17 protein-coding genes are annotated in these 23,521 nt (G+C 68.8%); 10 read left to right on the forward strand and 7 right to left on the reverse strand.

The genetic code is table 11. The features are described 5' to 3' along the window. Positions 1-5: 5 nt before the first annotated feature. Positions 6-1,091: an SGNH/GDSL hydrolase family protein gene (locus ACJ8AN_RS07670; protein WP_407754590.1), complete on the reverse strand. Its 1,086-nt coding sequence runs from the start codon at positions 1,089-1,091 to the stop codon at positions 6-8. Positions 1,092-1,435: 344 nt separating this feature from the next. Further along, a complete protein-coding gene (locus ACJ8AN_RS07675) occupies positions 1,436-3,685 on the reverse strand; it encodes an ATP-binding protein (protein WP_407754591.1) in 2,250 nt (749 codons plus the stop codon). A gap of 102 nt (positions 3,686-3,787) precedes the next feature. On the opposite strand from ACJ8AN_RS07675, the gene ACJ8AN_RS07680 reads away from it, so the two are divergent. The 10 genes from ACJ8AN_RS07680 to ACJ8AN_RS07725 all read left to right on the forward strand — a co-directional run bounded on the left by ACJ8AN_RS07680 (position 3,788) and on the right by ACJ8AN_RS07725 (position 15,505). Next, positions 3,788-6,196, forward strand: a complete 2,409-nt coding sequence (locus ACJ8AN_RS07680) for a transglycosylase SLT domain-containing protein (protein WP_407754592.1) — start codon at positions 3,788-3,790, stop codon at positions 6,194-6,196. A 69-nt stretch (positions 6,197-6,265) separates the two neighbouring features. Further along, a complete protein-coding gene (gene selA, locus ACJ8AN_RS07685; protein ID WP_407754593.1) occupies positions 6,266-7,663 on the forward strand; it encodes an L-seryl-tRNA(Sec) selenium transferase in 1,398 nt (465 codons plus the stop codon). Further along, on the forward strand, positions 7,657-8,256 hold the full coding sequence (locus ACJ8AN_RS07690; protein WP_407754594.1) for an HNH endonuclease: 600 nt from the start codon (positions 7,657-7,659) through the stop codon (positions 8,254-8,256). Before selA ends, ACJ8AN_RS07690 begins: the two co-directional genes overlap by 7 nt. 176 nt (positions 8,257-8,432) lie before the next feature. Then, a complete protein-coding gene (locus ACJ8AN_RS07695; RefSeq protein WP_407754595.1) occupies positions 8,433-10,247 on the forward strand; it encodes a hypothetical protein in 1,815 nt (604 codons plus the stop codon). 193 nt (positions 10,248-10,440) lie between these two features. Next, positions 10,441-11,325 carry a P-loop NTPase gene (locus ACJ8AN_RS07700; protein WP_407754688.1) on the forward strand — a complete coding sequence of 295 codons (885 nt, stop codon included), beginning with the start codon at positions 10,441-10,443 and terminating at the stop codon, positions 11,323-11,325. Then, complete coding sequence (locus ACJ8AN_RS07705) at positions 11,325-12,629, forward strand: helix-turn-helix domain-containing protein (RefSeq protein ID WP_407754596.1); 1,305 nt, start codon at positions 11,325-11,327, stop codon at positions 12,627-12,629. Before ACJ8AN_RS07700 ends, ACJ8AN_RS07705 begins: the two co-directional genes overlap by 1 nt. Positions 12,630-12,719: 90 nt before the next feature. Beyond that, positions 12,720-12,983: a hypothetical protein gene (locus tag ACJ8AN_RS07710; protein ID WP_043395375.1), complete on the forward strand. Its 264-nt coding sequence runs from the start codon at positions 12,720-12,722 to the stop codon at positions 12,981-12,983. Beyond that, positions 12,977-13,924, forward strand: coding sequence for an RluA family pseudouridine synthase (locus ACJ8AN_RS07715; RefSeq protein ID WP_407754689.1), 948 nt, complete (start codon positions 12,977-12,979; stop codon positions 13,922-13,924). Before ACJ8AN_RS07710 ends, ACJ8AN_RS07715 begins: the two co-directional genes overlap by 7 nt. 185 nt (positions 13,925-14,109) lie before the next feature. Then, entirely contained in the window at positions 14,110-14,436 is a 327-nt protein-coding gene (gene sugE, locus ACJ8AN_RS07720) for a quaternary ammonium compound efflux SMR transporter SugE (RefSeq protein WP_407754597.1), read from the forward strand. 40 nt (positions 14,437-14,476) lie between these two features. Further along, complete coding sequence (locus ACJ8AN_RS07725) at positions 14,477-15,505, forward strand: NAD(P)/FAD-dependent oxidoreductase (protein ID WP_407754598.1); 1,029 nt, start codon at positions 14,477-14,479, stop codon at positions 15,503-15,505. 15 nt (positions 15,506-15,520) lie between these two features. Here ACJ8AN_RS07725 and ACJ8AN_RS07730 read toward each other — a convergent pair whose 3' ends face one another. The 5 genes from ACJ8AN_RS07730 to ACJ8AN_RS07750 form a co-directional block, all read right to left on the reverse strand. Continuing rightward, positions 15,521-16,834, reverse strand: a complete 1,314-nt coding sequence (locus ACJ8AN_RS07730; protein WP_407754599.1) for an HD-GYP domain-containing protein — start codon at positions 16,832-16,834, stop codon at positions 15,521-15,523. A 5-nt stretch (positions 16,835-16,839) separates the two neighbouring features. After that, positions 16,840-18,603, reverse strand: coding sequence for a HEAT repeat domain-containing protein (locus ACJ8AN_RS07735; protein ID WP_407754600.1), 1,764 nt, complete (start codon positions 18,601-18,603; stop codon positions 16,840-16,842). Between the two features lie 163 nt (positions 18,604-18,766). Next, entirely contained in the window at positions 18,767-19,312 is a 546-nt protein-coding gene (locus ACJ8AN_RS07740) for a hypothetical protein (protein WP_407754601.1), read from the reverse strand. A gap of 362 nt (positions 19,313-19,674) precedes the next feature. Continuing rightward, positions 19,675-22,140 carry an OPT family oligopeptide transporter gene (locus ACJ8AN_RS07745; protein ID WP_407754602.1) on the reverse strand — a complete coding sequence of 822 codons (2,466 nt, stop codon included), beginning with the start codon at positions 22,138-22,140 and terminating at the stop codon, positions 19,675-19,677. A 127-nt stretch (positions 22,141-22,267) separates the two neighbouring features. Further along, complete coding sequence (locus ACJ8AN_RS07750) at positions 22,268-23,158, reverse strand: RNA polymerase factor sigma-32 (protein ID WP_407754603.1); 891 nt, start codon at positions 23,156-23,158, stop codon at positions 22,268-22,270. Positions 23,159-23,521: the final 363 nt, after the last annotated feature.

Here is a 23,521-nt window from a genome sequence, read left to right on the forward strand (position 1 = left end):
GAGGCTCACGGGGTGGTGGGATCGAGGGTGGAGATCGTCCAGCCCATCTTCTCGTGGCCCGACTTGTTCCACTCGGGGTTCTGGCCGTTGACGATCTGGGCGTTGAGGAAGCTCGCGGCGCCCGAGCCCGAGCCATTGCCGGTGAACCAGTTCAGGCCGATGGTGGACGAGGAGTAGTAGGTGGGGTGGGTGTTGTCCGACTGGATGTAGTCGTAGCTGACGGCCGAGCCGGCGAAGTGGCTGTTGGCGTCGCGCAGGGTGGAGAAGAGGGTGCTGGTGATGCGGGTGACGTAGTCGGCCTCGGTCTCGCCCGAGCGGTAGCGGAGGGCGTCGCGGTCGAGCTGCCCGTCACCGTTGGAGTCGTAGTCGGCGCCCATGAACTCGGCGAACGAGTCGGCGCACTTGAAGCCGTACTTCTCCGCGAGGTTGCAGGTGCGCCAGTTGCTCTTGGCGAGGTAGGGGATGAATTTGGTGCGCGTGTTGATCTTCGTGCCGGTGGTGGAGTCCGTGCAGTTGGTGAGCACGTTGTCCGCGTCGAAGCCGGGATAGTAGATGGTGGAGACGACCTTCACCTTGGCCGTGGTCGCGTACTGGTTGATGGCCTGCATGGCCTTCTCCGTGTACGAGGTGCAGTTGGCCAGGGCGGTGTCGAGGCCCGCGTAGCTGCAGGTGCCCGTCTGATCCTGGAAGGCCGAGCGCGCCTGGAGATAGTCGTTGCCGCACATCTCGAAGGTCACCACGCGGGTGTTGCTCGACTGCATGTACGAGCGCTCGGAGATGATCTTGTTGTTGTAGATGTCGCTGGCCACGGCGCCGGACTTGGTGCGGCGGATGACCTCCATGTTGGCGTTCCACTTCGTGGACAGGTACTCGCCGTCCACGAGCGGGGCGGCGCGCTTGCCGACGCTGAAGAGGTCGCCGTTGTAGCCGGCGTAGATGGAGTCACCGTAGGCCACGACCCGGTAGGTCGAGGTCGCGCCCGAGCGGGTGATGGTCCACGAGGTGCTCTGGTTGATGGTGCTGGCGGCGGCATTTCCGCCCACGAGGGCAGCGGCGGCCACGGCACAGGACAGCAGGGAACGAGAGGACATGCGCTTCTCCTTTTCACTCCCCATCACGGTCTGTGAGGGAATGGGGGAAACCCAGGTTACTTGTGGTCAAACAAATATCGATGAAAAATGGGAATACAGGTTTATCCTGAGGGGTGAGGAAGTGAGAAAATCTGCGTCTCGAAGGTGTTACGCAACCCGAGTGCAGCCGTGAAGCGACGCGATACGTCGGGTGGTGGACGTCGCGAGGGCTCAGCGCACGAGCGGGGTGAGCCGGGGTTCCACCGGGCTGGCGCCGACGGGAGCGCAGCTGCCGCACCACGTCCGCCTCGGTGGGAGGGGGAGGGGGAGAGTACCCCCGTCAGTTCTCACTCGCCCAGGTGGTTTCAGCTCGCGCGGCGCTTTTTCTCGCGCTTCGGCTTGCGCTCGGGTTTCGGCGGCGGGGTGGGTTCCGGTGCACCGCCTTCCGGCGGCACGGCCTCGGCGGGCCTGGTGGCGGGGAAGGGCGTCCCATCCACGATGACCGGCTCGGGCAACTGCACGGGCTCGGACGGAGGCGCGGGCAGGCGGATGATGAACGTGGCGCCCTCTCCCGGCTTGCTCTGCACCGACAGCGTCCCGCCGTGGTTCTTCACGATGCGCTGGCAGATGGCCAGCCCCAGCCCCGTGCCCTTCTGCTTCGTCGTGTAGAAGGGCACGAAGATGTGCTGCTGCTCCTCCTGCGGAATCCCCGGGCCCGTGTCCGTCACGTGCAGCTCCACGGACGCGTCTCCCGCGGACCGGAAGTCCGTGAAGCGATCCGGCCGCAGCGTCTTCACCGTGATGACTCCCCCGGCGTCGCCCATCGCCTGCATCGCGTTCTGCACCAGGTTGATGAGCACCTGCTTGAGCTGCTCGGCGTCCGCCTCCACGCGCGGCAGGGACTCCTCCTGCTCCACCTCGAGCCCGATGCTCGAGGGCAGCTCGTTCTGGATGAGCCGCACCGTGCGCGTCACCACCTCGTTCAAATCCGTGGGGCCGAAGGTCTGCTTCAGCGGGCGCGAGTAGTCGAGGAACGCCGACACCACCCCGTTGAGGCGGTTGACCTCCTCGACGATGACCTCCACGAACTCGCCCTCCTCACCGGGCAGCCGCTTGGGATCCAGGCACTGCGCCGCGCCCTTGATGGCACCCAGCGGGTTGCGGATTTCATGCGCCAGGCCCGCCGCCATCTCGCCCAGCGCCGCCAGGCGGTCGCGCTCGCGGATCTTCTCGTACAGCTTCGAGTTCTCCAGCGCCGTCGCCAGCCGCTCGGCCACCTCCAGGATGAGGGCGATCTCGTCCGAGGCATAGGCCTCTGGCACTCGCTCGTCCCACAGGTTGAGGAAGCCGATGACCCGGTCATTGCCCAGCAGCGGCACGGTGATGCCGGCCTTCATCTGCAGGAGCGCCGCGCGCGTGTCGTTGAGCCGCTTGAGCTCGTCGCGGAAGCGCTTGCCCTCCACGGCCTGCTGCCGCATCACCGCGCTGCGCCGCTCCACGTTCTCCAGCAGCACCGCCTTCTGTCCCGAGGCCACCGCGAACAGCACGCCGCGCGCCGCGCCCGTGTCCAGGAAGCTCACCGGCACCGGCCCTCGCGCGTCCAGCAGCCGGTAGCCCGGCCGGTCCTCCGCGAGCAGGTACAGCGAGGCGTGGGTGATGCGTCCCGACTCGTGCAGCGCGTCCAGCACCATCCGCGCCAGCTCGGAGATCTCGATGATGCCCGCCATCCTCGCGCGCGCGTTGCCGAGCACCCGCAGCAGCTCGAAGCGCTCGCGGAAGAAGATGGCCACCACCTGCTCCTCCACCTTCACCCGCAGGGGCTCCAGGAGGATGAGCACCACGAAGGCCGCCACCACCGTGTTGAAGACGAAGAGCGAGGTGTTGTTCTCGTCCACCCACACCGTGAGCAGGGTGAAGACGGCGGCCAGGATGGTGGCCAGCACCGTCTGCGAGGCGATCTTCCCCAGCAGCTCGTGCAGGTCCATCAGCCGCAGCCGCAGCAGCGTCTGGGCCAGGAAGAAGAGGTAGAGCGTGGTGAAGACCGGGCCCAGGGTGGGGAAGGGCAGCCCGTAGCGCTCCAGCAGGTCGAGCGCGGTGAAGAGGATGGCCGCCCCCGCGCCGGTGGCCAGGTACGTCAGGCGCAACCGTTCGATGCGCGACTCGGTGGTGCTCACCCGTCGGAGCAGCAACGAGACCGAGGCCAGCAGGGCGCCGAGCACCCAGGCGCCCATGGCCACCCGGGCCCAACGGTTCTGTGCCAGAGGCGACACCGCAACCGCCAGACCGAAGATGGCCGAGAGGACAGCGAGCCGCCGGCCGAGCAGGTGAGTACCCTTGCTCACCCCCAGGAATTCGAGGAAGAAGGCGACTGCCGCGCCCGGAACCAGCGAAGCCAGTAGAATGGCGGCACCCACCGCCACTCGCGTCACCCACGGGTACTCTCCGCGCGCGAACAGGCTGTGGAAGAAGCTGGAGAGGTAGTACCCGCCCACCGTCAACGCGAAGACGGAGTAGAGCGTGAGCACCCTGGGGCGTTGCGCCCTCAACAACATGGAAACCCCGAGCGCCAGCCCGATGATGGATGCGAGGAGCGCGCTCTGTGTCCGGATGTCCATGCGTGGTGGACAGTCTAACCTCCGTTCGTTCGTGGAAATTTTTTCCCTGCTTCCAGTTGTCTCTGAGGCTGCCCGGGCGCATCACCTGAGCACCCTTCCCCCATGAAAGCCTTCGTTCCCCTGCTCGCCGCCGCCGCCGCCGCCACCTCGCTGGCCTTCGCCCAGGCGCCGCTCTCCGAGGAGCCCTCCGCGGCTCCCCAGGCCCTGACGGGCAGCGCCCCGTCCGAGGCCCAGCTCTCTCCGCCTCCCGACTCGGAGAAGGTCCTCGTGCCCCCCGGGTACGTGGAGGTGCTCAATCCGGCGTTCCCGGATCCGCCGCCTCCCGCGCCCGCGCAGCCCAGGCTCTTCAAGGGCCGCGGCTACGGCCTGGACGACCTGTCCCCGTACTTCGGCCAGGGCAAGCTCAAGGAGGCCAAGGAGGCCTTCGACAAGGGCTTCTACTCGCGCGCCCGCGAGCTGCTGGAGAAGGAGGGAGGCGCGCTGCCCGTGCGCTACCTGCGCGCCCTGAGCGCCGTGCGCGCCGGGGACGACAAGCGCGCCGCCGAGGAGATGACCTCCCTGGCCGAGGACTACCCCGCGCTGCGCGACCGCTGCCTCACCCATGCGGGCGTGGCCCTCGAGTCGCTCGGGCGCTTCGCCGATTCGGCCGTGCTGCTCGCCCAGGTGCCCGACTCCTCCCGGCTGTACGCCGATGCCCGCCTGGCGCTCGGCCGCGTGCTGCGCAAGGCCAAGGACACCGAGGCCGCGCTCGCCGCGCTCGAGCCGCTGGTCAGCCGCGCCTCGCCGTCCTGGGGCCGCAACGTGGCGGCCGAGGCCCTCATGGCCAGCGCCGACATCGCCGCTGAGAAGAAGGACAAGACGCGCGAGCGCGAGTTCCTCTGGCGCCTGTGGGCCGGCCATCCGCTCACGCCCCTGGCCCAGCAGGCCGAGAAGCGCCTCAAGGGCCAGCAGGCGCCGCTGGACATGAAGGTGGTGCGCGGCGAGCAGCTCATCGAGCTCAACCGCAACAGCCAGGGCCTCCAGGTGCTCGAGCCGCTGCTGCCCAAGCTCAAGCTGCCGGACGCGCTCGCCTGCCGCGCGCACTTCGCCTACGGCAAGGGCATGCGCAAGGAGCGTCAGCACTCGAAGGCCATCTCCACGCTCACCCCCGTGGTGGAGAAGTGCCAGGACAAGGACTTGCTGCCGCGCGCCCTCTACGTGCTCGGCTCCTCGCGCTCCATCGTGGACCAGGAGAAGGGCCCCGAGACGTACGAGCGGCTCGCCCGTGAGTTCCCGGAGCACTCCTTCGCCGACGACGCGCTCTTCTACGCCGCGGACCTCTACGTGAAGACGGGCCGCCTGGAGCTGGCCTCGCAGCGGCTCGAGGAAGTCGCGAAGCTCTACCCCCAGGGCGACTTCCTCGGCGAGGCGCTCTTCAAGGACTTCTGGATCTCCCGCACGCTGAAGGCCGCGGACGGTGGGCTGCCCATGCTCGAGGAGATCGAGAAGCGCTTCGCCGACGCGGACGAGACGTACGACTTCGAGCGCGCACGGTACTGGAGGGCGCGCACCCTCCAGGACAAGGGCGACGCGAAGACCGCCGCGGAGCTCTTCGAGAACCTCGCGGTGGAGCACCCGGCCACCTATTACGGGCTGATGGCGCGCACGATGCTCGGCGAGCTGGAGCCGGCGCGCATGCAGCGCGTGGCGTCGAAAATCGACTTCACCCAGCAGGAGCGCCGCGCGCCCTGGCCGATGCACGCGGGGGCGATGGAGAAGGATCCGCACTTCACCGCCGCCGTGGAGCTCTTGCGCCTGGGCTTCCCCGAGGCCGTGTCCTCGGAGCTGCTCGCCGTCAACCGCACCAACCTGCCGTCGGAGAACGTCCGGTTGCTCGTGCTCATGCTGGCGCTGTCCGGCGACGAGCGCGGAGCGCATGCGGTGGCCCGCGTGGCGCTGCGCCGCGACCTGAGCGGCCGCATCACCCCGGAGACCCGGCCGGTGTGGGAGGTGGCGTATCCCAATGCCTTCCGCGAGCTCATCGAGAAGCACACCGCCGCGGCCGGTGTGGAGCCGGATCTGCTCCAGGCGCTGATGCGCGAGGAGAGCGCGTTGGACCCGAAGGCGCTCTCGTGGGCGGGCGCGCTGGGCCTCACCCAGCTCATGCCCTCCACGGCGCAGGCGGTGGCGCGGCAGCTCAAGCTCAAGAAGGTGACGACCCAGTCGCTGCTGGAGCCAGAGACGAACATCAAGCTGGGCGCGCACTACCTGGGCTCGCTGGTGAAGCGCTTCTCCGGGCACACCCCGTTCGCGGTGGGCAGCTACAACGCCGGCCCGCTGGCCATCGACCGGTGGCGCTCGGACAGGCCGGGGATGCCGCTGGACGCGTGGGTGGAAGAGGTGCCCATCGCGGAGACGCGCGGCTACATCAAGCGCGTGCTGCGCTCCTACAACACCTACCAGCTCCTCTACGGCCGTCCCGCCAAGGCGCCCGCCGTCCAGGCGGCCAGCCTTCAGGCGGCCAGCCGGTGATGTGAACCAGGAGTAAAGGGCAGGCGGGCTGGCTGGCGTGAGCGCCCCCGCCCCCTTACACTGGGGGCCGTGGGTACACCCTCGGCGAATGACGGAGGGAAGAACGCGCTGCTGCGAGCGCTCCCCTCCATCGAGCAGCTCCTGCGCCGTCCCTCCCTGGAGGCACGGCTGTTGGGAATCCCCCGGGCCCGGGCCGTGGCGGCATTGCGGCTCGCGGTGGACCGGGTACGCGGGCGGCTGCTGCGCGGCGAGCCCCGGCCCTTCGAGGACTCGGACGTGGATGAGGCGCTGCGCACCCTGGCGACGCCCCACCTGCGGCCCGTGCTCAATGCTACCGGCGTGGTGCTGCACACCAACCTCGGCCGGGCTCCGCTGGCTCCCGAGGCCGTGGCGCGTGTGGCCGCCGTGGCGCGCGGCTACTCCAACCTCGAGTACGACCTGGACGAGGGTGAGCGCGGCAGCCGCTATGCCCCCGTCGTGGAGCTGCTCACCCAGCTCACCGGGGCCGAGGACGCGCTCGTGGTGAACAACTGCGCGGGCGCGGCGCTGCTGGTGCTCGCCACGCTGGCGGCGGGCCGCGAGGCGATTGTCTCGCGCGGGGAGTTGGTGGAGATCGGCGGCGGCTTCCGGGTGCCGGACGTGATGGCGCAGTCCGGGGCGCGCCTGATGGAGGTGGGCACCACCAACCGCACCCGGCGTTCGGACTACGAGTCGGCGCTCACGCCGGACACCGGCGTGCTGATGAAGGTTCACCGCTCCAACTTCGCGCTGGTGGGCTTCACGGAGGAGGTGGAGGTGAAGGAGCTGGCCGGGCTCGGCCGCGCGCGCGGGGTGCCGGTGTTCGTGGACCTGGGCTCGGGGGCGCTGGTGCCGCTCACTGGCGAGGGCCTCACCGAGGAGCCCACCGTACCGGCCACCGTGGCCGCGGGCGCCGACGTGGTGGCCTTCTCCGGCGACAAGCTGCTCGGAGGGCCCCAGGCCGGCATCATCGTGGGCCGCGCCGCGCTGATGGCCCGCATCAAGAAGCACCCCCTCACGCGGGCATTGCGCATCGACAAGATGACGGTGGCGGCCCTGGAGGCCACGCTGGAGCTCTACCGGGACGGGCGGCCGGAGGCGGTGCCCACGTACCGGATGCTCACCTGGTCCCCGGAGGTGTTGAGCGCCCGTGCCGAGCGGCTGCTCGCCCTCCTGACAGTGAAGGGAATCAAGGCCCGGGTGGCCCCTACTTCGGGGCAGGTAGGCGGGGGAGCGATGCCCCTGGCCCGGTTGCCTTCCTTCGCCTGCATCCTCACTGTTGGTGAGCCAGCAGCCGTCCTGGAATGTCTTCGGGGGGCGGAAGTTCCGGTGATCGGGCGGATCTCGGACGGCGAGGTGGTTATGGACGTCCGGTGCCTGGCAGAGGAGGACATTGGCCCGGTCGCTGAAGCCGTTGCTACGGCCTCACAGGGAAGGCAGCCATGTTGAACAGCGCCGTTCTCGTCCTGAACCGGAACTATCAGCCGGTGCACGTCACCTCGGTGAAGCGAGCCGTCTCGCTGCTGTACCTCGGGGTGGCAAAGGCGATCGACTCGCAGTACCGCCTCTATGAGTTCGAGGACTGGGCCGCGTTGAGCGCCGCGGCCCCGCACGACAGCATCAGCACCATCGATCGGCGCATCCGCGTGCCCCGGGTGGTGGTGCTCTCCGCCTACGAGTACCTGCCGCGCGGCCGGGTGCGCTTCTCGCGCCTCAACATCTACGCGCGCGACCACGACACCTGCCAGTACTGCGCCCGGCAGCTCCCGCGCTCGGAGCTGAACCTGGATCACGTGGTGCCTCGCTCCCAGGGGGGCAAGACGAGCTGGGAGAACGTGGTGTGCTCGTGCGTGCCCTGCAACCTGCGCAAGGGCGGGCGTACGCCGGAGCAGGCGGGGATCAAGCTGCTGCGCGTGCCCGTGCGGCCCCGCTGGACGCCCTTCTTCCGCGGGGCCTCGCGCCGCATCACCTACCGCGAGTGGTTGCCCTTCCTGAACCTGGCCGACGCCTCGTACTGGAACGTCGAGCTGCTCGACGACTGACGGCCCCGGCTCCCCGGGGCTGTAGCTTTGCAGAGGACCTGTATTTCGTGGCCGTAACGGTCCTCGACGAGTCTCCCTTCGCCCGTGGCAGTATCGCGGTGCGTGTTCGGCATGGCCGGATCCTCGTCCCCTGGGGGGGGTGAGCCGGGGCCGGCCGTCACCCAAGGGAGTCACTCGTGATCAGAGGAAATCGGTTGCTGCTGCTGGGAGTCCTGGCAGTGGTTTTCAGTGTCAACGCCTGTGACTGCGGTCCGCAGCACACCGGGGATGACGCCGGCGTCGTGGACGACGGCGGCACCACGACTCCGGGTGACGATGGCGGCGGCAACACGACTCCGGACGCGAGCACCGATGGCGGGGTGATCAACCCGGGCGAGCCGGACGGCGGGGTGAACAACAACCTGCCGGACGGTGGCACCAGTGGGCTGGAGCTGGATGGTGGCCCGGGCTCCTACTGCGTGGCCGCGGGGGCCGTGTGCTCTCGCACCCAGGGCGCCGCCTGCTGTACGGGCGTGTGCGGGACGGACGGCCTGTGTCCCCAGCAGAACAACCTGTGCCACAGCGCCGGTACCACGTGCACGGTGGGCACCGAGTGCTGCAGCAACTCGTGCATCGGCGGCAAGTGCGCCACCACCCTGTGCCAGGACGTGGGCGCCACGTGCTCCACCGCCGAGCAGTGCTGCACCAGGACGTGCACTGGCGGCAAGTGCGCCCCGGTCCCGAACACCTCGTCCACGTGCGACGTGCTCGGCCAGTCCTGCTCGGCCTCGGCCGAGTGCTGCTCGCAGAACTGCCAGAACGGCGTCTGCACCCGCTCCTACACCTGCGCCGCCAACGGCGACATCTGCACCCGGAACGTGGAGTGCTGCGGTAACGCCTGCTCCGTGAATGATGGGGGCGTCGGCCGTTGCCTGAACGTGACCGGCGGTGGTGGCGGTGGCTGCACCCAGGACGGCAACCCGTGCTCCGGCGGCTCCGGCTGCTGCTCGCGCACCTGCGTGGACCTTGGCTACGGCGGGACCGTCTGCCAGCCCGTGGGAGGCTGCAAGCTGACGGGCAACTTCTGCACCGGTGACCCCTTCTGCTGCGGCGCCGACGCCTTCAGCAAGGTCCATTGCTCGGACGGCCGCTGCGACAACGGCGTGAGCTGCAACGGCACGGGCAACATCTGTGGCGCGGGCAAGCTGCCCGACGGCGGCGTCATCAACATCAACGCCTCGCAGAACTGCTGCGACGGCCAGAAGGACGTCTGCAAGGTGGACTCCTCCGGCGTGCCGCGCTGCTTCGGCGGCGGCAGCACCAAGTGCCCCGACGGTTACACCTCGACGGACCCCAACTGCTGCATCAAGACGGGCAACAGCTGCCAGTTCACGGATCAGTGCTGCACCGGCTCGCTGTGCATTCCGGACTCGACGGGCGTGCTGAAGTGTCAGGTTCCGGGCACGGGCAGCGGCGCGGATGGCGGCACGGGCGGTACGTGCGGCGCGCTGGGCACGTCGTGCGATGGGGACGCGGGCACCAGCTGCTGCCCGGGCACCGAGTGCCTCGCCACCTCGGAGCTGACCAAGGCCTGCCAGGTGCCCTTCACCCCGGGACCGGGGACCACGGATGGCGGCACGGCGGCGGACGGCGGGACGGGCGGTACCTCGGACGGTGGCTCGGGCGGCACCTGCTCGGCCAACGGTGCCACCTGCACCAGCGGCTCGCAGTGCTGCTCGGCCATCTGCTCCGGAAGCAAGTGCACCGCTCCGGCCGCCTGCCAGCCCCAGACGGGCGTCTGCACCACCAACGCGGACTGCTGCACGGGCCTGAGCTGCAGCGTCCCCCTGGGCAGCAACGTGGGCACCTGCGAGATGGGGTCTACCTGCTCGTCCAGCGGCCAGGCGTGCACGCAGGGCAACCCGTGCTGCACCGGCCTGTCGTGCCGCAATGGCTCGGGACTGGCGTGTGATGGAACCTCCGCGTGCGTCTGCGTGGTGCCCATCAACTGACCGTTTTGGCCAGGGAGTCGACGCGGAGCCCAGGACGGGTTTTGATACGGGTGCTTTGAGCTCCCCCAGTCCCGCTACCGCGTCGCAGCCCGCCCGTTCGTCCTCGCCCGCCCAACCCGCGGGCGGGGCCGCGCGCCCGGACCCCGATTCCCTGGGGCTCGGCGCGCGGGTCCGCCCCCACCGCATCATCGCGGTGGGCGGCGGTAAGGGTGGTATCGGCAAGTCGCTCGTCTCCGCCAACCTCGGTGTCGCGCTGGCCACGAGAGGCCAACGTGTGCTCCTGGTCGATGCGGACCTCGGCGGCGCCAACCTCCACACCTGTCTCGGCGTCGGCCAACCCACGGCCACCCTGTCGGACTTCATGCTGCGTCCCAAGGCGCGGCTGGAGGACGTCATCGTCCCCACGGGGGTGCCCAACCTGTCGCTGATCGCCGGCGCGCTCGACGTGCTGGACGCGGCCAACATCAAGTACGCCCAGAAGCAACGGCTGCTGCGCAGCCTGCAGACCCAGACGGTGGACTACCTCATCCTCGACCTGGGCGCGGGCTCGAGCTTCAACACGCTCGACTTCTTCATCATCGCCGACCACGGCTTGCTGGTGCTGCTGCCCGAGCCCACCTCGGTGGAGAACGCCTACCGCTTCGTCAAGGCCGCCTTCTACCGCCGGCTCCAGCAGGTGGAGTCGCAGTACGGGATAGAGCGGCTCGTGGAGAAGGCCCTGTCCACCCGCGAAGGCGCCGTGCGCACGCCCTTCGAAATCATCCAGCACGTGCGCCAGAGCAACGCCGCGCTCGCCGAGCGGCTCGAGAAGGAGCTGGCCGCCTTCCGCGTGAAGCTGGTGCTCAACCAGGCGCGCTCCGATGGGGACCTGAACGTGGGCGCCGCGGTGGTGTCCGCGTGGAAGAGGTTCTTCGGTCTGGAGATGGATGACCTCGGGGCCATCCGCTACGACGACGAGGCCTGGCGCGCGGTGCGCAGACGCCGGCCCATCGTCATCGACAAGCCCGAATCTCCAGCCGCCTTGGGTATCCAGAGCATCGCCGATCGCCTGTTGGCGCTCGACGGGGTGACGGGGTGATGTCCGCCATGAAGCACTTCGAGCAACAGTCCTATTACGAGCTTCTGGAGGTGCCCGTCACCGCCTCGGAAGACCAGATTCTCGACGCCTACGCGCGCGCGATGGAGACGTACTCGCCCGACTCCATCGCCGTGTACACGCTGGTGGACCCCGAGCAGCTGGAGGCCCTGCGCCAGCGGCTCACCCAGGCCATGGAGGTGCTCTGCGCCCTGGACCTGCGCCTGGAGTACGACCGGAAGATGGGCGTCACGCGCTCGGCCGAGGAGGTGGCCCGTCTGCGGGCGGAGTCCCTCAAGCGCGCCGCCGGCTCCGAGCCCGAGGCGAAGTCCACGCCGGACGCGCCGCCCGCGGCCGAGGTGAAGCCGCCCGTGGCCCAGGAGCCGGTGGAAGCGCGGCCGGTGGCCCTGGTGCAGCCTCCGGTGGTGGAGGCCCAGCCCGCCGTCCAGGAGCCGCCCGCGGTGGAAGCGCAGCCGGTGGCCCAGGCGCAGCCGGAGGAGCCGCCTCGGGTGGAAGCCCAGGCGCTTTCCGCCGCCGAGGAGGAGCCGCTGGACGAGGTGGTGGTGACCGAGGTGGAGCCGGTGTCCGAGGTGGAGCCGGTGTCCGAGGCGGTGCCGATCCCCGAGCCGGAGCTGTCGGCCGAGGCGAATCCTCCCGAGCCGCGGGCCCCCGTGACCCCGCCGCCGCCCCCGCTGGAGGAGCACGCGCCCGAGCCCGCCGTCCCGGTGGTGCCCATGGCGGCGAAGCCCGCCGGCTCCCGGCCTCTGAGCCGCTCCCTCACGCCGATGCCCGGCACCATGAGGCCGGCCGCCCATGCCCGGCCCACCGCTCCGGTGGCCCGCCATGGCGTGTCCGTGCCGCCCCCGTTGCCGCCGCGCAATGGCACCCGGTCGCCCTTGCGCGCGCCCAACGGGCAGCAGCAGCTCGGCGAGGCTCCCGTGCTCGCCCAGGCCTCGGCCATCGCCACCGCCGAGTCGGCGCTCGCCCAGGTGTCGGTCATGGCGCGCGACTCGCGCACCCGGCTCAAGGCGGTGGTGGACATCCCGTCCGACGCCGAGTTCAACGGTGAGCTGCTGCGCCGCGTGCGCGAGGGCCGCAACCTGTCGTTGCAGATGCTCGCGGACCGCACCCGCATCTCCTCGCGGCACGTGGAGAGCATCGAGGCGGACCGCTACGACACGCTCCCCGCGGCCGTCTACCTGCGCGGCATGTTGATGAGCATCGCCCGCGAGCTGGGGTTGGATCCGCTGCGGGTTTCCCGCAGCTACATGGGCCTGGTCGCGAACGGCGAGAAAGCCCGGCGCTGAGACGGCACTGAGCAGTCGGGGGCCCCCGGGGTGTGCATCTCCTGTCAACGAAGTTGACACCCCCGGGGGGGCTGCTTAGAAAGGTCCAGGATGACTGAAGAAGAAAAGATCAAGGCCATGCGGCTGGCCCGCGCGATTGCCTCGGATATCTCGCTCTACAACGAGCAGAAGATCATCAAGGGCATCGAGCAGGACAACCTCTTCGAGGTCCTCAAGGAGGAGCTCGAGGAGGGCCGCGAGCTCTACAAGAGCCGCGTGAGCCAGGAGATCTTCCAGAAGATGAATTTCTTCGAGCGGGCCATCAACGACATCGTCCTGCGCTCCAAGGCGCACGTGAAGTCGAAGATCTGGTGACCCCCGACGCGCGCGAGCACCGTGCCCCGCCCGAGGCCCGTGGCGAGCGGCTGGATCAATACCTCACGCGCACGTTTCCGGATCTGACGCGCTCGCGGATTCAGGGCCTCATCGAGGCCGGTCACGCGAGTGTCGACGGCAAGCCCGCCAAGGTCGCGCTGCGGCTCAAGGGCGGCGAGCTGCTCACCCTCACCATTCCCGCTCCGGTGGCGGCCGTGCCGGTGGCCGAGGAGCTGCCGCTGACGGTGCTGCACGAGGACCGTGAGCTGGTGGTGGTGGACAAGGCGGCGGGGATGGTGGTGCACCCGGGAGCGGGCCATGCGTCGGGGACGCTGGTCAACGCGCTGCTGCACCGGGTGAAGGATCTGGCCGGAGTGGGCGGCGAGCTGCGCCCGGGCATCGTGCACCGCCTGGACAAGGACACCACGGGCTGCATGGTGGTGGCCAAGCACGAGAAGTCCCTGGTGGCGCTGCAGAAGGCCTTCAAGACGCGCGAGGTGGAGAAGACGTACCTGGCGCTGGTGCACGGGGCGCCCAAGGCCGCCGAGGCGCGCATCGAGACGCTCTACGGCCGCCACCCGGTGAACCGGCAGCGCTTCACCGGCAAGGTGAAGGAGGGCAAGCCGGCCATCACCGTGTACCGGGTGCTCGAGACGTTCGACGGCGCGGCGCTGGTGGAGGTGGACCTGCTCACGGGCCGCACGCACCAGATTCGCGCGCACCTGGCGGAGGCGGGCCACCCGCTGCTGTGCGACAGCATGTACGGCGCGGGGCGCAAGGCGAAGGGCAGGGCGGACGAGGCGCAGGAGGTGCTGGGCCGCCAGGCGCTGCACGCGTGGAAGCTGGCCTTCCCGCACCCGCGCACGGGCAAGGTGCTGCACGTGGAGGCGCCGCTGCCCGCGGACTTCAAGGCGGCGTTGAAGGTGCTGCGAGGCCGCTAAGCCAGGTGGGGTAGGTTTCTGTCAGGGTGCTCTTGCTGCCAGGAGCGAGGCCCCTTCCGGTCGCGTTTCGTCCCGACTGGTACGACCATCGGACCAGTTGCGGGAAAACGCGCCCGGAGCCTCCACCCGCCAGGAGTTGTTTTGGATGGCTTGCCGGCTCGGGCGGGCCGTGGGGAGTGCATGTCATGGCGTGGGTACTGCTCGTCATCGCGGGGTTGCTGGAGATGTGCTGGGCCGTGGGGCTCAAGTACACCGAGGGCTTCACGCGCCCCCTTCCCACCGTGCTGACGGTGCTGGCGATCATCGCGAGCATGGTGCTGCTGGCGTTGGCGGCCCGGAGCCTGCCCATCGGCACGGCCTACGCGGTCTGGGTGGGCATCGGCGCCCTGGGCGCGGCCGTGCTGGGCATCTTCCTGTTCAACGAGCCCGTTACGCCCGCGCGCGTCTTCTTCCTCGCGCTGCTGCTGACGGCCATCATCGGCTTGAAGCTCACGAGCGGCGTGCAGTCGTGAGCCGTGCGCCCGCCGGGCCGCTCCGTTATGGAGGGCGGCCATGGCCTCCTCCCAGCCCTCGGATTCCTCCCGCCACTCGAGCACCGTGACGCCGCCCCGGGTGGCGGTCATCGGAGCGGGCCTGTCGGGCCTCACACTGGCGCGCTTCCTCACCGAGACGGGCTTTCCGGTGAAGGTGTTCGACAAGGGCCGGAGCCCCGCGGGCCGCATGTCCACGCGCCGCGGGGACGGAGGCACCTACGACCATGGGGCCCAGTACTTCACCGCGCGCGACCCTGGCTTCCAGCGCATGGTGCGCACGTGGGTGGAGCGGGGCATCGCCGCCGAGTGGCGCGGGCGCTTCGGCTCCCTGGAGGACGGCACGGTAACGCCCGGGAGCGAGGATCCCGTGCGCTACGTGGGGGTGCCCGGCATGAGCGCGGTGGCGCAGGGGCTCGCCTCGGGCGTGGACGTGCGCTGTGGCGTGCGGGTGGAGCACGTCCGGCGCGAGGGCGCTGCCTGGGCACTCGCGTCCGACGCGGGCGAGGCGCTCGGTACCTTCGAGGTGGTGGTGGCCGCCGTTCCCGCGCCGCAGGCCGTGCCGCTGCTCTCCGGAGCGCCCGGATTGGCGGCTCGCGCGGCCGGGGTCGTCATGGAGCCGTGCTGGGCGGTGATGATGGAGCTCGAGGCTCCCGTGCCCCTCCCACTCGATGGGGTGTTCGTCCAAGGCTCGCCGCTGTCCTGGGCCGCGCGAGACAGCAGCAAGCCGGGCCGCTCCGCCGGGGAGCGCTGGGTGCTGCATGCGGCGCCGGAGTTCACCCGCGAGCACCTGGAGGAGGCTCCCGAGGCCGTGGCGCCGCTGCTCGTCGAGGCGTTCTCTCGTGCGGCCCGCCTGGAGCTACGCCCTCGGGAAGCAGTGGCCCACCGCTGGCGCTACGCCCGGGCGGAACCTCCGCTCACCGAGGGGGCGCTCTTCGACGCGGAGCGGGGGCTGGGGGCTTGTGGCGACTGGTGCGCGGGCTCGCGGGTCGAGGGCGCCTGGTTGAGTGGCGTGGCCCTCTCCCGGAAGATCGCGCTGCTGCAACGCTGAACAACGGCGACGGGCTCAGAGCCCGCCCAGCGTCACCGTCTGCTGCCGCTTGCTGAGCACCTTCACCGGCTGGATGGCCATCACGCGCATGAAGACCTGGAGCAGCTCCGGATCGAACTTGTTGCGCATCTCCGTCCACATCAGCATCAGCGCCACCTCGGGGCCGTAGGCGTCGCGGAAGGGCCGCCTCGAGGTCAGTGCGTCGTACGTGTCGCAGATGGCGATGATCTTCGCGTACACCCCGAGGTTCGTCTTCGGGATGATCATCTCGATGTTGCCGCGCCCGTCGCGCACCGCGGTGCCGAAGTCCGCCTTGTGCTCGAACGTCGTCACCACGCGCAGCAGCGTCGAGCGCGAGAAGCCCTTCTCCATCAGGATGTTGCGGATGGACACGAGCGGCGCCTTCTGGATGAGCGCCTTCTCGTCCGCGCTCAGCGCCCCCTTCTTGGTGGCCAGCTCCTCGGGGATGGTGGCCATGCCCGCGTCGTGGAAGAGCGCGATGTAGCCCAGGTCCCGCAGCTGCGCCTTCGTCAGCCCCAGCTCCTGCCCGAACACGATGCTCATCAGGCACACGTTCACCTGATGGAACACGAGGTACTCCGCCTCGCGCTTCATCGTCGTCATGCCCAGGAAGTGCGTCGTCTGCTCGAAGGAGATGTCCACGAAGTCCTGGACGATCCGCAGCGCCTTCGAGGTGTTCAGCGGCTTGCCCTGCTGCACGGACTCCAGGTACTTCGCCAGGAAGAAGACCGCGCGCGCGTAGACCGTCATCGCGTACTTCTTGCGGTCCACCTTCTGATCATCCGGGTTGGCCAGCTCGTCGTTCTTGAGCTTCTCGCGCAGCCGCGAGAACTTGGCCACCTTCATGTTGAGCAGCTTGCGGCCCGACAGCCCATCCTCCTCGGCCGACGACGACTGCTCCTTGCTGAAGATCCAGATGAAGTTCTTCAGGTCCGGCACCGTGACGGGCTTGTTCAGCGAGATGCCGCCCACGTCCTTGGCCCGCATCTCCCCCAAGAGGTAGCGCTGGTTGTCGATGGAGTTGAGGTCCACCTTCACCAGCATGTTGTTGAGGTAGAACGAGTCCTTCACGCCCACCAGCTCCAGCCGGCCTTCCTTGGAGATGATCTGGTTGACGATGTCCTGGAGCTGCAGCAGCGGCTTCTCGAAGACGGCGTTCTCCGGGTCGTACATCTTCACCGAGCGGATCAGCATGTACAGGCCCGACACGAGCCCGCGCGCCAGCGTCTGCAGCTTCTCCGAGTAGCCGCGGCCGAACTCGCCGACGTTCTCTTCCTGGCCCTGGTTCACCTTCAGGTTGTCCAGCATGGCTTTCACGCCTCCTCGGTGGTGGCCGTCTCGCCGAACAGCGTCTTCTTCGTCTGGTACATGGCCTTGCGCGCGGCGTTGAGCACCTCGATGGGTTGGCTCTTGTCCTCGGACACGCCCTGCAGCGCCTTGTACCCCTGGATGGAGCCCGCCCCCGCCAGCCCGGCGACGGCCAGCAGCTTGTCCTCCAGCACCTTCTTCTTGTTGAGCAGCGTGGGCTTCACCGCGAGCATCTGTAGCAGCAGGGAGATCGCCCCCGGCAGCGCCGTGGAGCCGAGCGCGGTGTAGTAGGCCGAGCGCTCCTCGAGGCTCTTCTTCTCGAAGTTCGGATCCTTCATCAGGCGGATGAGGTCCACGTAGGCCTTGTCGCGGTCGATCTCCGGCAGCAGCCGCGCCGCGAGCATGCGCACCTGGGTGGCCGGGTCGTTGAGCGCCTCGACAATGAGCTTGCGCGCCTCGGGGGTGCGGCCGCGGGCGATGATGTTCATCACCTCCAGCTTCACCGCGAGGTTCTTGTTGAGCAGCACCAGGCCGAACATCTTCACCCGGTCCGGGTGGTTGCTCTTCTCCAGGATGTAGACCATGTCGCGCACCGTCTGCGGGCGCTCGGACTCGAGGCGCTGCACGAAGGGCTGCGGGTTCTCCTGGGCGAAGCGCGCCAGCACGTCGCACACCAGGACGCGGTTGTCCGGGATTTCAATCGTCTCCAGCGCGTTGAGCAGGGTGACGATGGTGGAGGCGTCCAGCGCCTGGAGGTAGCGGGAGATGTCCACCGGCAGCTTCGGGCGCGTCGTCTTGAGCGACTCCGCCACGCGCATCACGCGCTGCTCCTCGCCCATCTTCAGCACGAAGTGCTCGAGCAGCCGGGTGATGCTGTCCCCCGGATCGCGCTGCGCCATGGCGCGCATCTTGAGGACCATCTGGTTGATGGTGCCGTAGTCGTCCTGGAGGAGCATCGCGTCCAGCAGCTGCAGGAAGACCTCTTCGAGCAGCGCCGTGTCGTCCACGCCGCCTTCAATCACCTGGAAGATGGCGCTCACCAGCTTGGGGAAGAGCCGCGAGTGCTCCTCCTCCATGATTTCCCGCTGGAGCCGGGCCTTGAGATCGTCGGAGGCGTAGTTGCCCCCCACCACCAGGCCGCGCATCTGCTCCACGCCCTCGAGCTGCGAGTCCAGGTCGTCCGCGCTCACGCGCGCGAAGCGCAGGAAGTCGTCCGAGCCCGTCTTCAGGCGCGAGTAGAGGTAGCCCACCACCTTGTCCACCTCGACCTCGACCTCGGACTCGGCGACCTCGTCCATCTTGAAGCCCTCGACGACCACGTACTCGAGGTGCTCCAGACTGGCTCTCCACAGCTGCGCCAGCACGTCCTCGGCGCCACGGTCCGGATCGGACAGGGCGATGAGGGTGAACGTCACCAGCTCCCCGAGCCCGAGCCCCGGCCGGAAGATGAGCTGGCGGATGCCGTCCCGGTAGAACTTGTAGGGAAGGGGCGTGTCCTCGGAGAAGATGGGCTCGCCGTTCAGGATGAAGTTCTGCTGCTCCACCTTGAGCGACAGCGGGCCGTGCTTGTCCGTGTACGCGGCGATGGCCTCGTGGGCACGGCCGAGGAACTCGGGGAAGCGCGCCTCGTTGTGCCGGTACATGCCGATCTGCTTGATGCCCTTGAGCAGATGGAACGTGAAGTTGCGCGCCGCCTCCACCTTCTCCTGGACGGCGGGATCCATCGCGGATTCCTGGGAGGGGGTGCTGGCGGTTTGAGGCTGTGCCATGACGTCCTTGATGGGCGAGCCGGGGGAGGGGGGAGTTCAGTCTACCCCGTTTCTTCCCGTTTCGCCTCCCTGGGAGGTACTGGAAACCCCCTAGGACTGTCCGGCCCGGGCGGGGAGGGGCGACCCGGGATGTAGGGTCCGGGCGCCCCTCCTCGGCTGTCGGTCAGGTGCCGGTCTGGCGCAGCGGGGCGAGCGCCGAGGAGGCGTTGAGCTGCTTCTGCCCGGGCTGGGATTCCGTCATCAACCGCTGGACGATGGCGCACACGCGGCGGCCCTGCTGCTCGTTGATGTTCTGGCCCTCGATGACCGAGCGCTTGAACTCGATGCCGCTGAGCACGCCCGCGTTCTCGATGACGCCCAGGCTGAGCGTCTTGTTGAGGAAGTAGTAGAGCGGGCCGACGATGAGGCCGAGGCCCATGAAGGGCGCGAGCATCAGGCCGATCGCCAGCGCGGTCTGCCACGGCTTGGCGTAGCCGAAGTACGCGGAGCTCAGGCTGGACAGCGGAATGACGCGCTGCTGGAAGCCCGCCAGCGAGCCCGCCTCGAAGTAGACCGTCTCACGGTCGATGCGCAGCGTCGTGGTCGCGTCGATGCCCATCACCGACAGCAGCCAGGAGATGAAGCCCTCCTGCCGGCCCACGATGGAAACGTAGATGCCATCCGCGTCCGGAGTCTCGGTCGCGGTCCACGACTTGATGACGAGTGCCATGAAATCCCCCTCTCGCCCACGGGAGCGTGAGCGCGGGGCTCCCATAACCGTCCCGTCCGGCATGTGTCAAATACAGGTCAATCTGCTTCAACGGGGCCAGCGTCGAGGAGTGCCACATCCTGCTGCGCTACCTGGCGCTGTACGCGGAGCAGAAGCGGTTCCTCGGAGAGCACGAGCGGTACGCGGACTTCCTGCGCAAGTGCGAGCGACACTTCCGGGGCTATGCCGACTACCTCTCGTCCCCCGGGCAATACGCGAGCTACGAGGATTACATCGCGAAGCGAATGGGCGGGGAGGAGTGAGGCTCCACGTCTCCAGGCGCGAGGCGCACGGCCCCTGGAGGCGTTGGAAGCCCGAGTGAGCTACTTCGCGGGCGGGGCCGCCTGTGCGCCGCTTTCGCCCTTGAGGCCCGTGTAGAGCAGCAGGGCGGTGAGGACGGCGAAGAAGCCCAGGCCCCACACGTCCGACTCCCGCAGGAAGCGTGAGAAGGGCGTGTCACCGAGCAGCTCGGGAATGTCGATGGCGCGCGTCCAGGCGCCGATCTCCAGGATGGCCAGGAGCACTCCCGCGATGGCGCCGCCGGCGATGTAGCCCGAGGAGAGCAGGGTGCCGGGGGAGAACTCGGCCTCGGCGGCGGTGCCTCCGCGCGCCTTATCAATCACATAGCGCACCATGCCGCCCACGAAGATGGGCGCGCTGCTGGAGATGGGCAGGTACACGCCCACCGCGAACGGCAGCGAGGACACGCCACACAGCTCCAGCATCAGCGAGATGAACACGCCCACCAGCACCAGATCCCACGGCAGCTTCTGCGTGAGGATGCCGTCGATGATGAGCGCGAACAGCTGTGCCTTGGGGGCGGGGAAGCGCGTGCGCGTCTGTCCCTCGTAGCTGGTGACGCGGCCACCGATGCCCGGGTCCACCAGGTAGTGGATGCTCCCCGCGTCATCCAACAGGTACGTCCCCGTGGGCACCGGCGTCTCCGCGCCCCGGACGTAACCCACGCGCCAGAGGCGCTCCGGGCCCGCCGTCACCGCGCCCAGCTCGGCCACCTTCACCGTCTGCCCCGAGCCCACGTGCAGGCTCACCGCCCCCACGCCCTCCGCCGACAGCTCCTTCCAGCCGTGCAGCTCGAGCCCACCACCCGGCGCCGGCACCACCTCCAGGCCTTGCGACCACAAGGGGCCCTTCTGCTCGGCGAGCTTCACGCCGCGCGCCGCCAGTTGCTGCTCCGACACGGCCCACGCATAGGTGTGCTGCGTGCGCGTCTTGTCGCTCAGCACGCTCACCTTCTGGCCCGGGTGGGACTCGGGGATGATGGCGGTGAAGGCCTGGTTGAGCACCACCAGCACCAGCCCGATGAAGATCGCGCTGGTGAGCACGCCCACGAAGAGCGCCACCTGCTGTCGCCTCGGCGTGCCGCCCACCAGGAAGGCCGTCTTCAAATCCTGCGCGGTGGTGCCTCCGTTGGAGGCGGCAATCCCCACGATGGCCGCCGTGGTGAGCGCCATGAAGCGATCCTCGGAGCTCGTCCACCCCAGCCCCAGGTACACCAGGCAGGTGATGAGCAGCGTGGCCACCACCATGCCCGAGATGGGATTGGACGAGGAGCCAATCTCTCCCGTGATGCGCGCGCTCACCGTCACGAAGAAGAAGCCGCACACCACGATGAGCACCGCGGAGATGAAGTTGACGTGCAGCGGCGGCGCCAGCCAGATGGCCAGCACGAGCAGCGCGCTGCCCCCCAACACCACGGTGATGGGCAGATCCTGCTCGGTGCGCAGCATCACCGGCGCGGGCCCCTTGCGCCTCGAGGCCAGGAAGGTGTCCAGCCCGCGCCGGAAGGCGTTGACGATGGTGGGCAGCGAGCGGATGAGGCTGATGAGCCCTCCGGTGGCCACCGCTCCCGCGCCGATGTACAGCACGTACGCGTCGCGCACCGTGTCCGGATCCATGTCCCGGATGAGCACGCCCTCGGGTTGCAGCAGGGGGTGCTCCAGCCCGCTGCCGAAGAAGGTGATGAGCGGGATGAGGATGAGGTAGCTGAGCACGCCGCCCGCGAAGGTGATGGCCGCCACCTGCGGGCCGATGATGTAGCCCACGCCGAGCAGCTCCGGGCTCACCTCCATGGACAGCGAGCCACCCGTATAGCCCACGCGCCGCACCGCCCCGGCCGCCGTCGTCCTCACCCAGCTCAGCGCCACCCCGACGATGTCCTTGAAGAGGTGCATGCCCTGGTAGGCGATTTTGTAGAGGCCTCCCACCGCGAAGCCGAGGATGACCGTGCGCGCGTTCGTCCCCCCCTCCTCGCCGACGACGAGCACGTCCGCCGCGGCGGTGCCCTCGGGGTAGGTGAGCTTGCCGTGCTCGTGGACGATGAGGCCCTCGCGCAGGGGAATCATCATCAACACGCCCAGCACGCCGCCCAGCGACGCCACCAGGAAGGCGTGGACCAGGTCGATGTCGTAGCCCAGCAGCAGCAGGGCGGGCAGCGCGGCGGCGACTCCGAACGCGAGCGACTCGCCGGCCGAGCCCACCGTCTGCACGATGGTGTTCTCCAGGATGTTGGAGCGGCCCAGGGCCCGGAAGAGGGCGATGGACAGCACCGCCACCGGAATGGAGGCCGACACCGTCAGGCCCACCTTCACCGCGAGGTACACCGACGAGGCCCCGAAGACGATGCCCAGTACGGAACCCAACACCAGCCCGCGCACGGTGAGCTCCGGGCGCGACTCGGTGGCGGGGATATAGGGCTTGTGGACGGGGGCCGGGGTGGCCTGGGCGACGGGGACGCGGTCCTCGGAGATCGGCGGTTGGCCGTGGGACACGGGGGTTCTCCTCGCTGCGTGCGGGAACCCGGCCCTTGTAGCAAAAAAACCGAGGCGCCCCACTCCTCATCGGAGTGAAGCGCCTCGGCGAGAGCGTCCCCCCGGACGCACCAGACATATCTAAGCACTACTGCGCGGCAGCGGAAGTATCTGGATCCACTTCGGCCATCAGCGCGGCCAGTTCCGCCTTCAGCTTGTCCTTGGCGCGGATCTCCAGCTGGCGGGCGCGCTCGCGCGAGAAGCCGAAGTGTTCACCCAGCTCCTTGAGCGTCATCGGGCGCTCGTTCATCACGCGCTGTTCGATGATGAACCGCTCGCGGGGATCCAGCCGCATCAGGGCCGTGCGCACCCGGGCGTTGATGAGGCCCGCCTCTTCCTTGTCGGCGAACTCGTCGTCCTGTGGCGCGCTCGCGCTCACCACGAAGTCCACGTGGCTGTTGCCGCCGTCCTCGCCCATCGGCGCGTCCAGCGACAAGTCCCGCCCGCCCATGCGCTGCTCCATCTCGCGCACCTCGCCGGGCTTCACGTGCAGCTTCTTGGCGATCTCATCCACGTTCACCACCGAACCGTCCGCGTCGCCGAGCTTCTCCAGCTCGCGGCGCGTGCGAGCCAGGCTGAAGAACAGCTTGCGCTGGGCTTGCGTGGTCCCGAGCTTCACCAGGCTCCAGCTCTTGAGGATGTAGTTCTGGATGTACGCGCGGATCCACCACACGGCGTAGGAGATGAGGCGGATGCCCTTGTCCGGGTCGAACTTCTGCACCGCCTTCATCAGGCCGATGTTCCCCTCCTGGATGAGGTCGGACATCTTGATGCCGTAGGAGCGGTACTCGTAGGCGACCTTCACCACGAAGCGCAGGTTGCTCGTCACCAGGCGGTGGCCCGCGGCCAGATCGCCCTTGATGAAACGTCGGGCCAGGGCCTGCTCCTCATCCACCGAGAGCAGGGCGTACTGGTTGATCTCCGAGAGGTACATCGCCAGCGAGCCCGAGTTGGAGGATTGCTCAGTAGAGAGCTGCATGGATTCTCCCGAGTGGCCTCGCGCCGAGGCCGGTGAGAAGTGATTTGGGTCCGCGTGACAACGGGATGGAGGGTGCCTAGAGCAACGCATGTGCCACCCTCGCACGCGGGATTTCACCAGTCGCAACGCATACTTGGCCGATGCGACCGCACTGCGGTGGACGGAAGCCCGTAAGCGTTACAGGCCCGGATCGGCTCCACCTGTCGACGGAGGAAGTAAATAATTCGCCTCAGTCCTCAAATGGCCTCCTGGTGCCCTGCTCGCCATTGAACTGACGGCCAAGGACTTCGAGGGAGGAGGTGGATCGTCTCCCTTCGTCCCAACGGGTAATGGGCGCGCCACCCATCCTCACCCTCCTCGAAG

Origin of the sequence: Archangium sp., from assembly GCF_045802675.1 — a bacterium.
Taxonomy (GTDB): domain Bacteria; phylum Myxococcota; class Myxococcia; order Myxococcales; family Myxococcaceae; genus Archangium.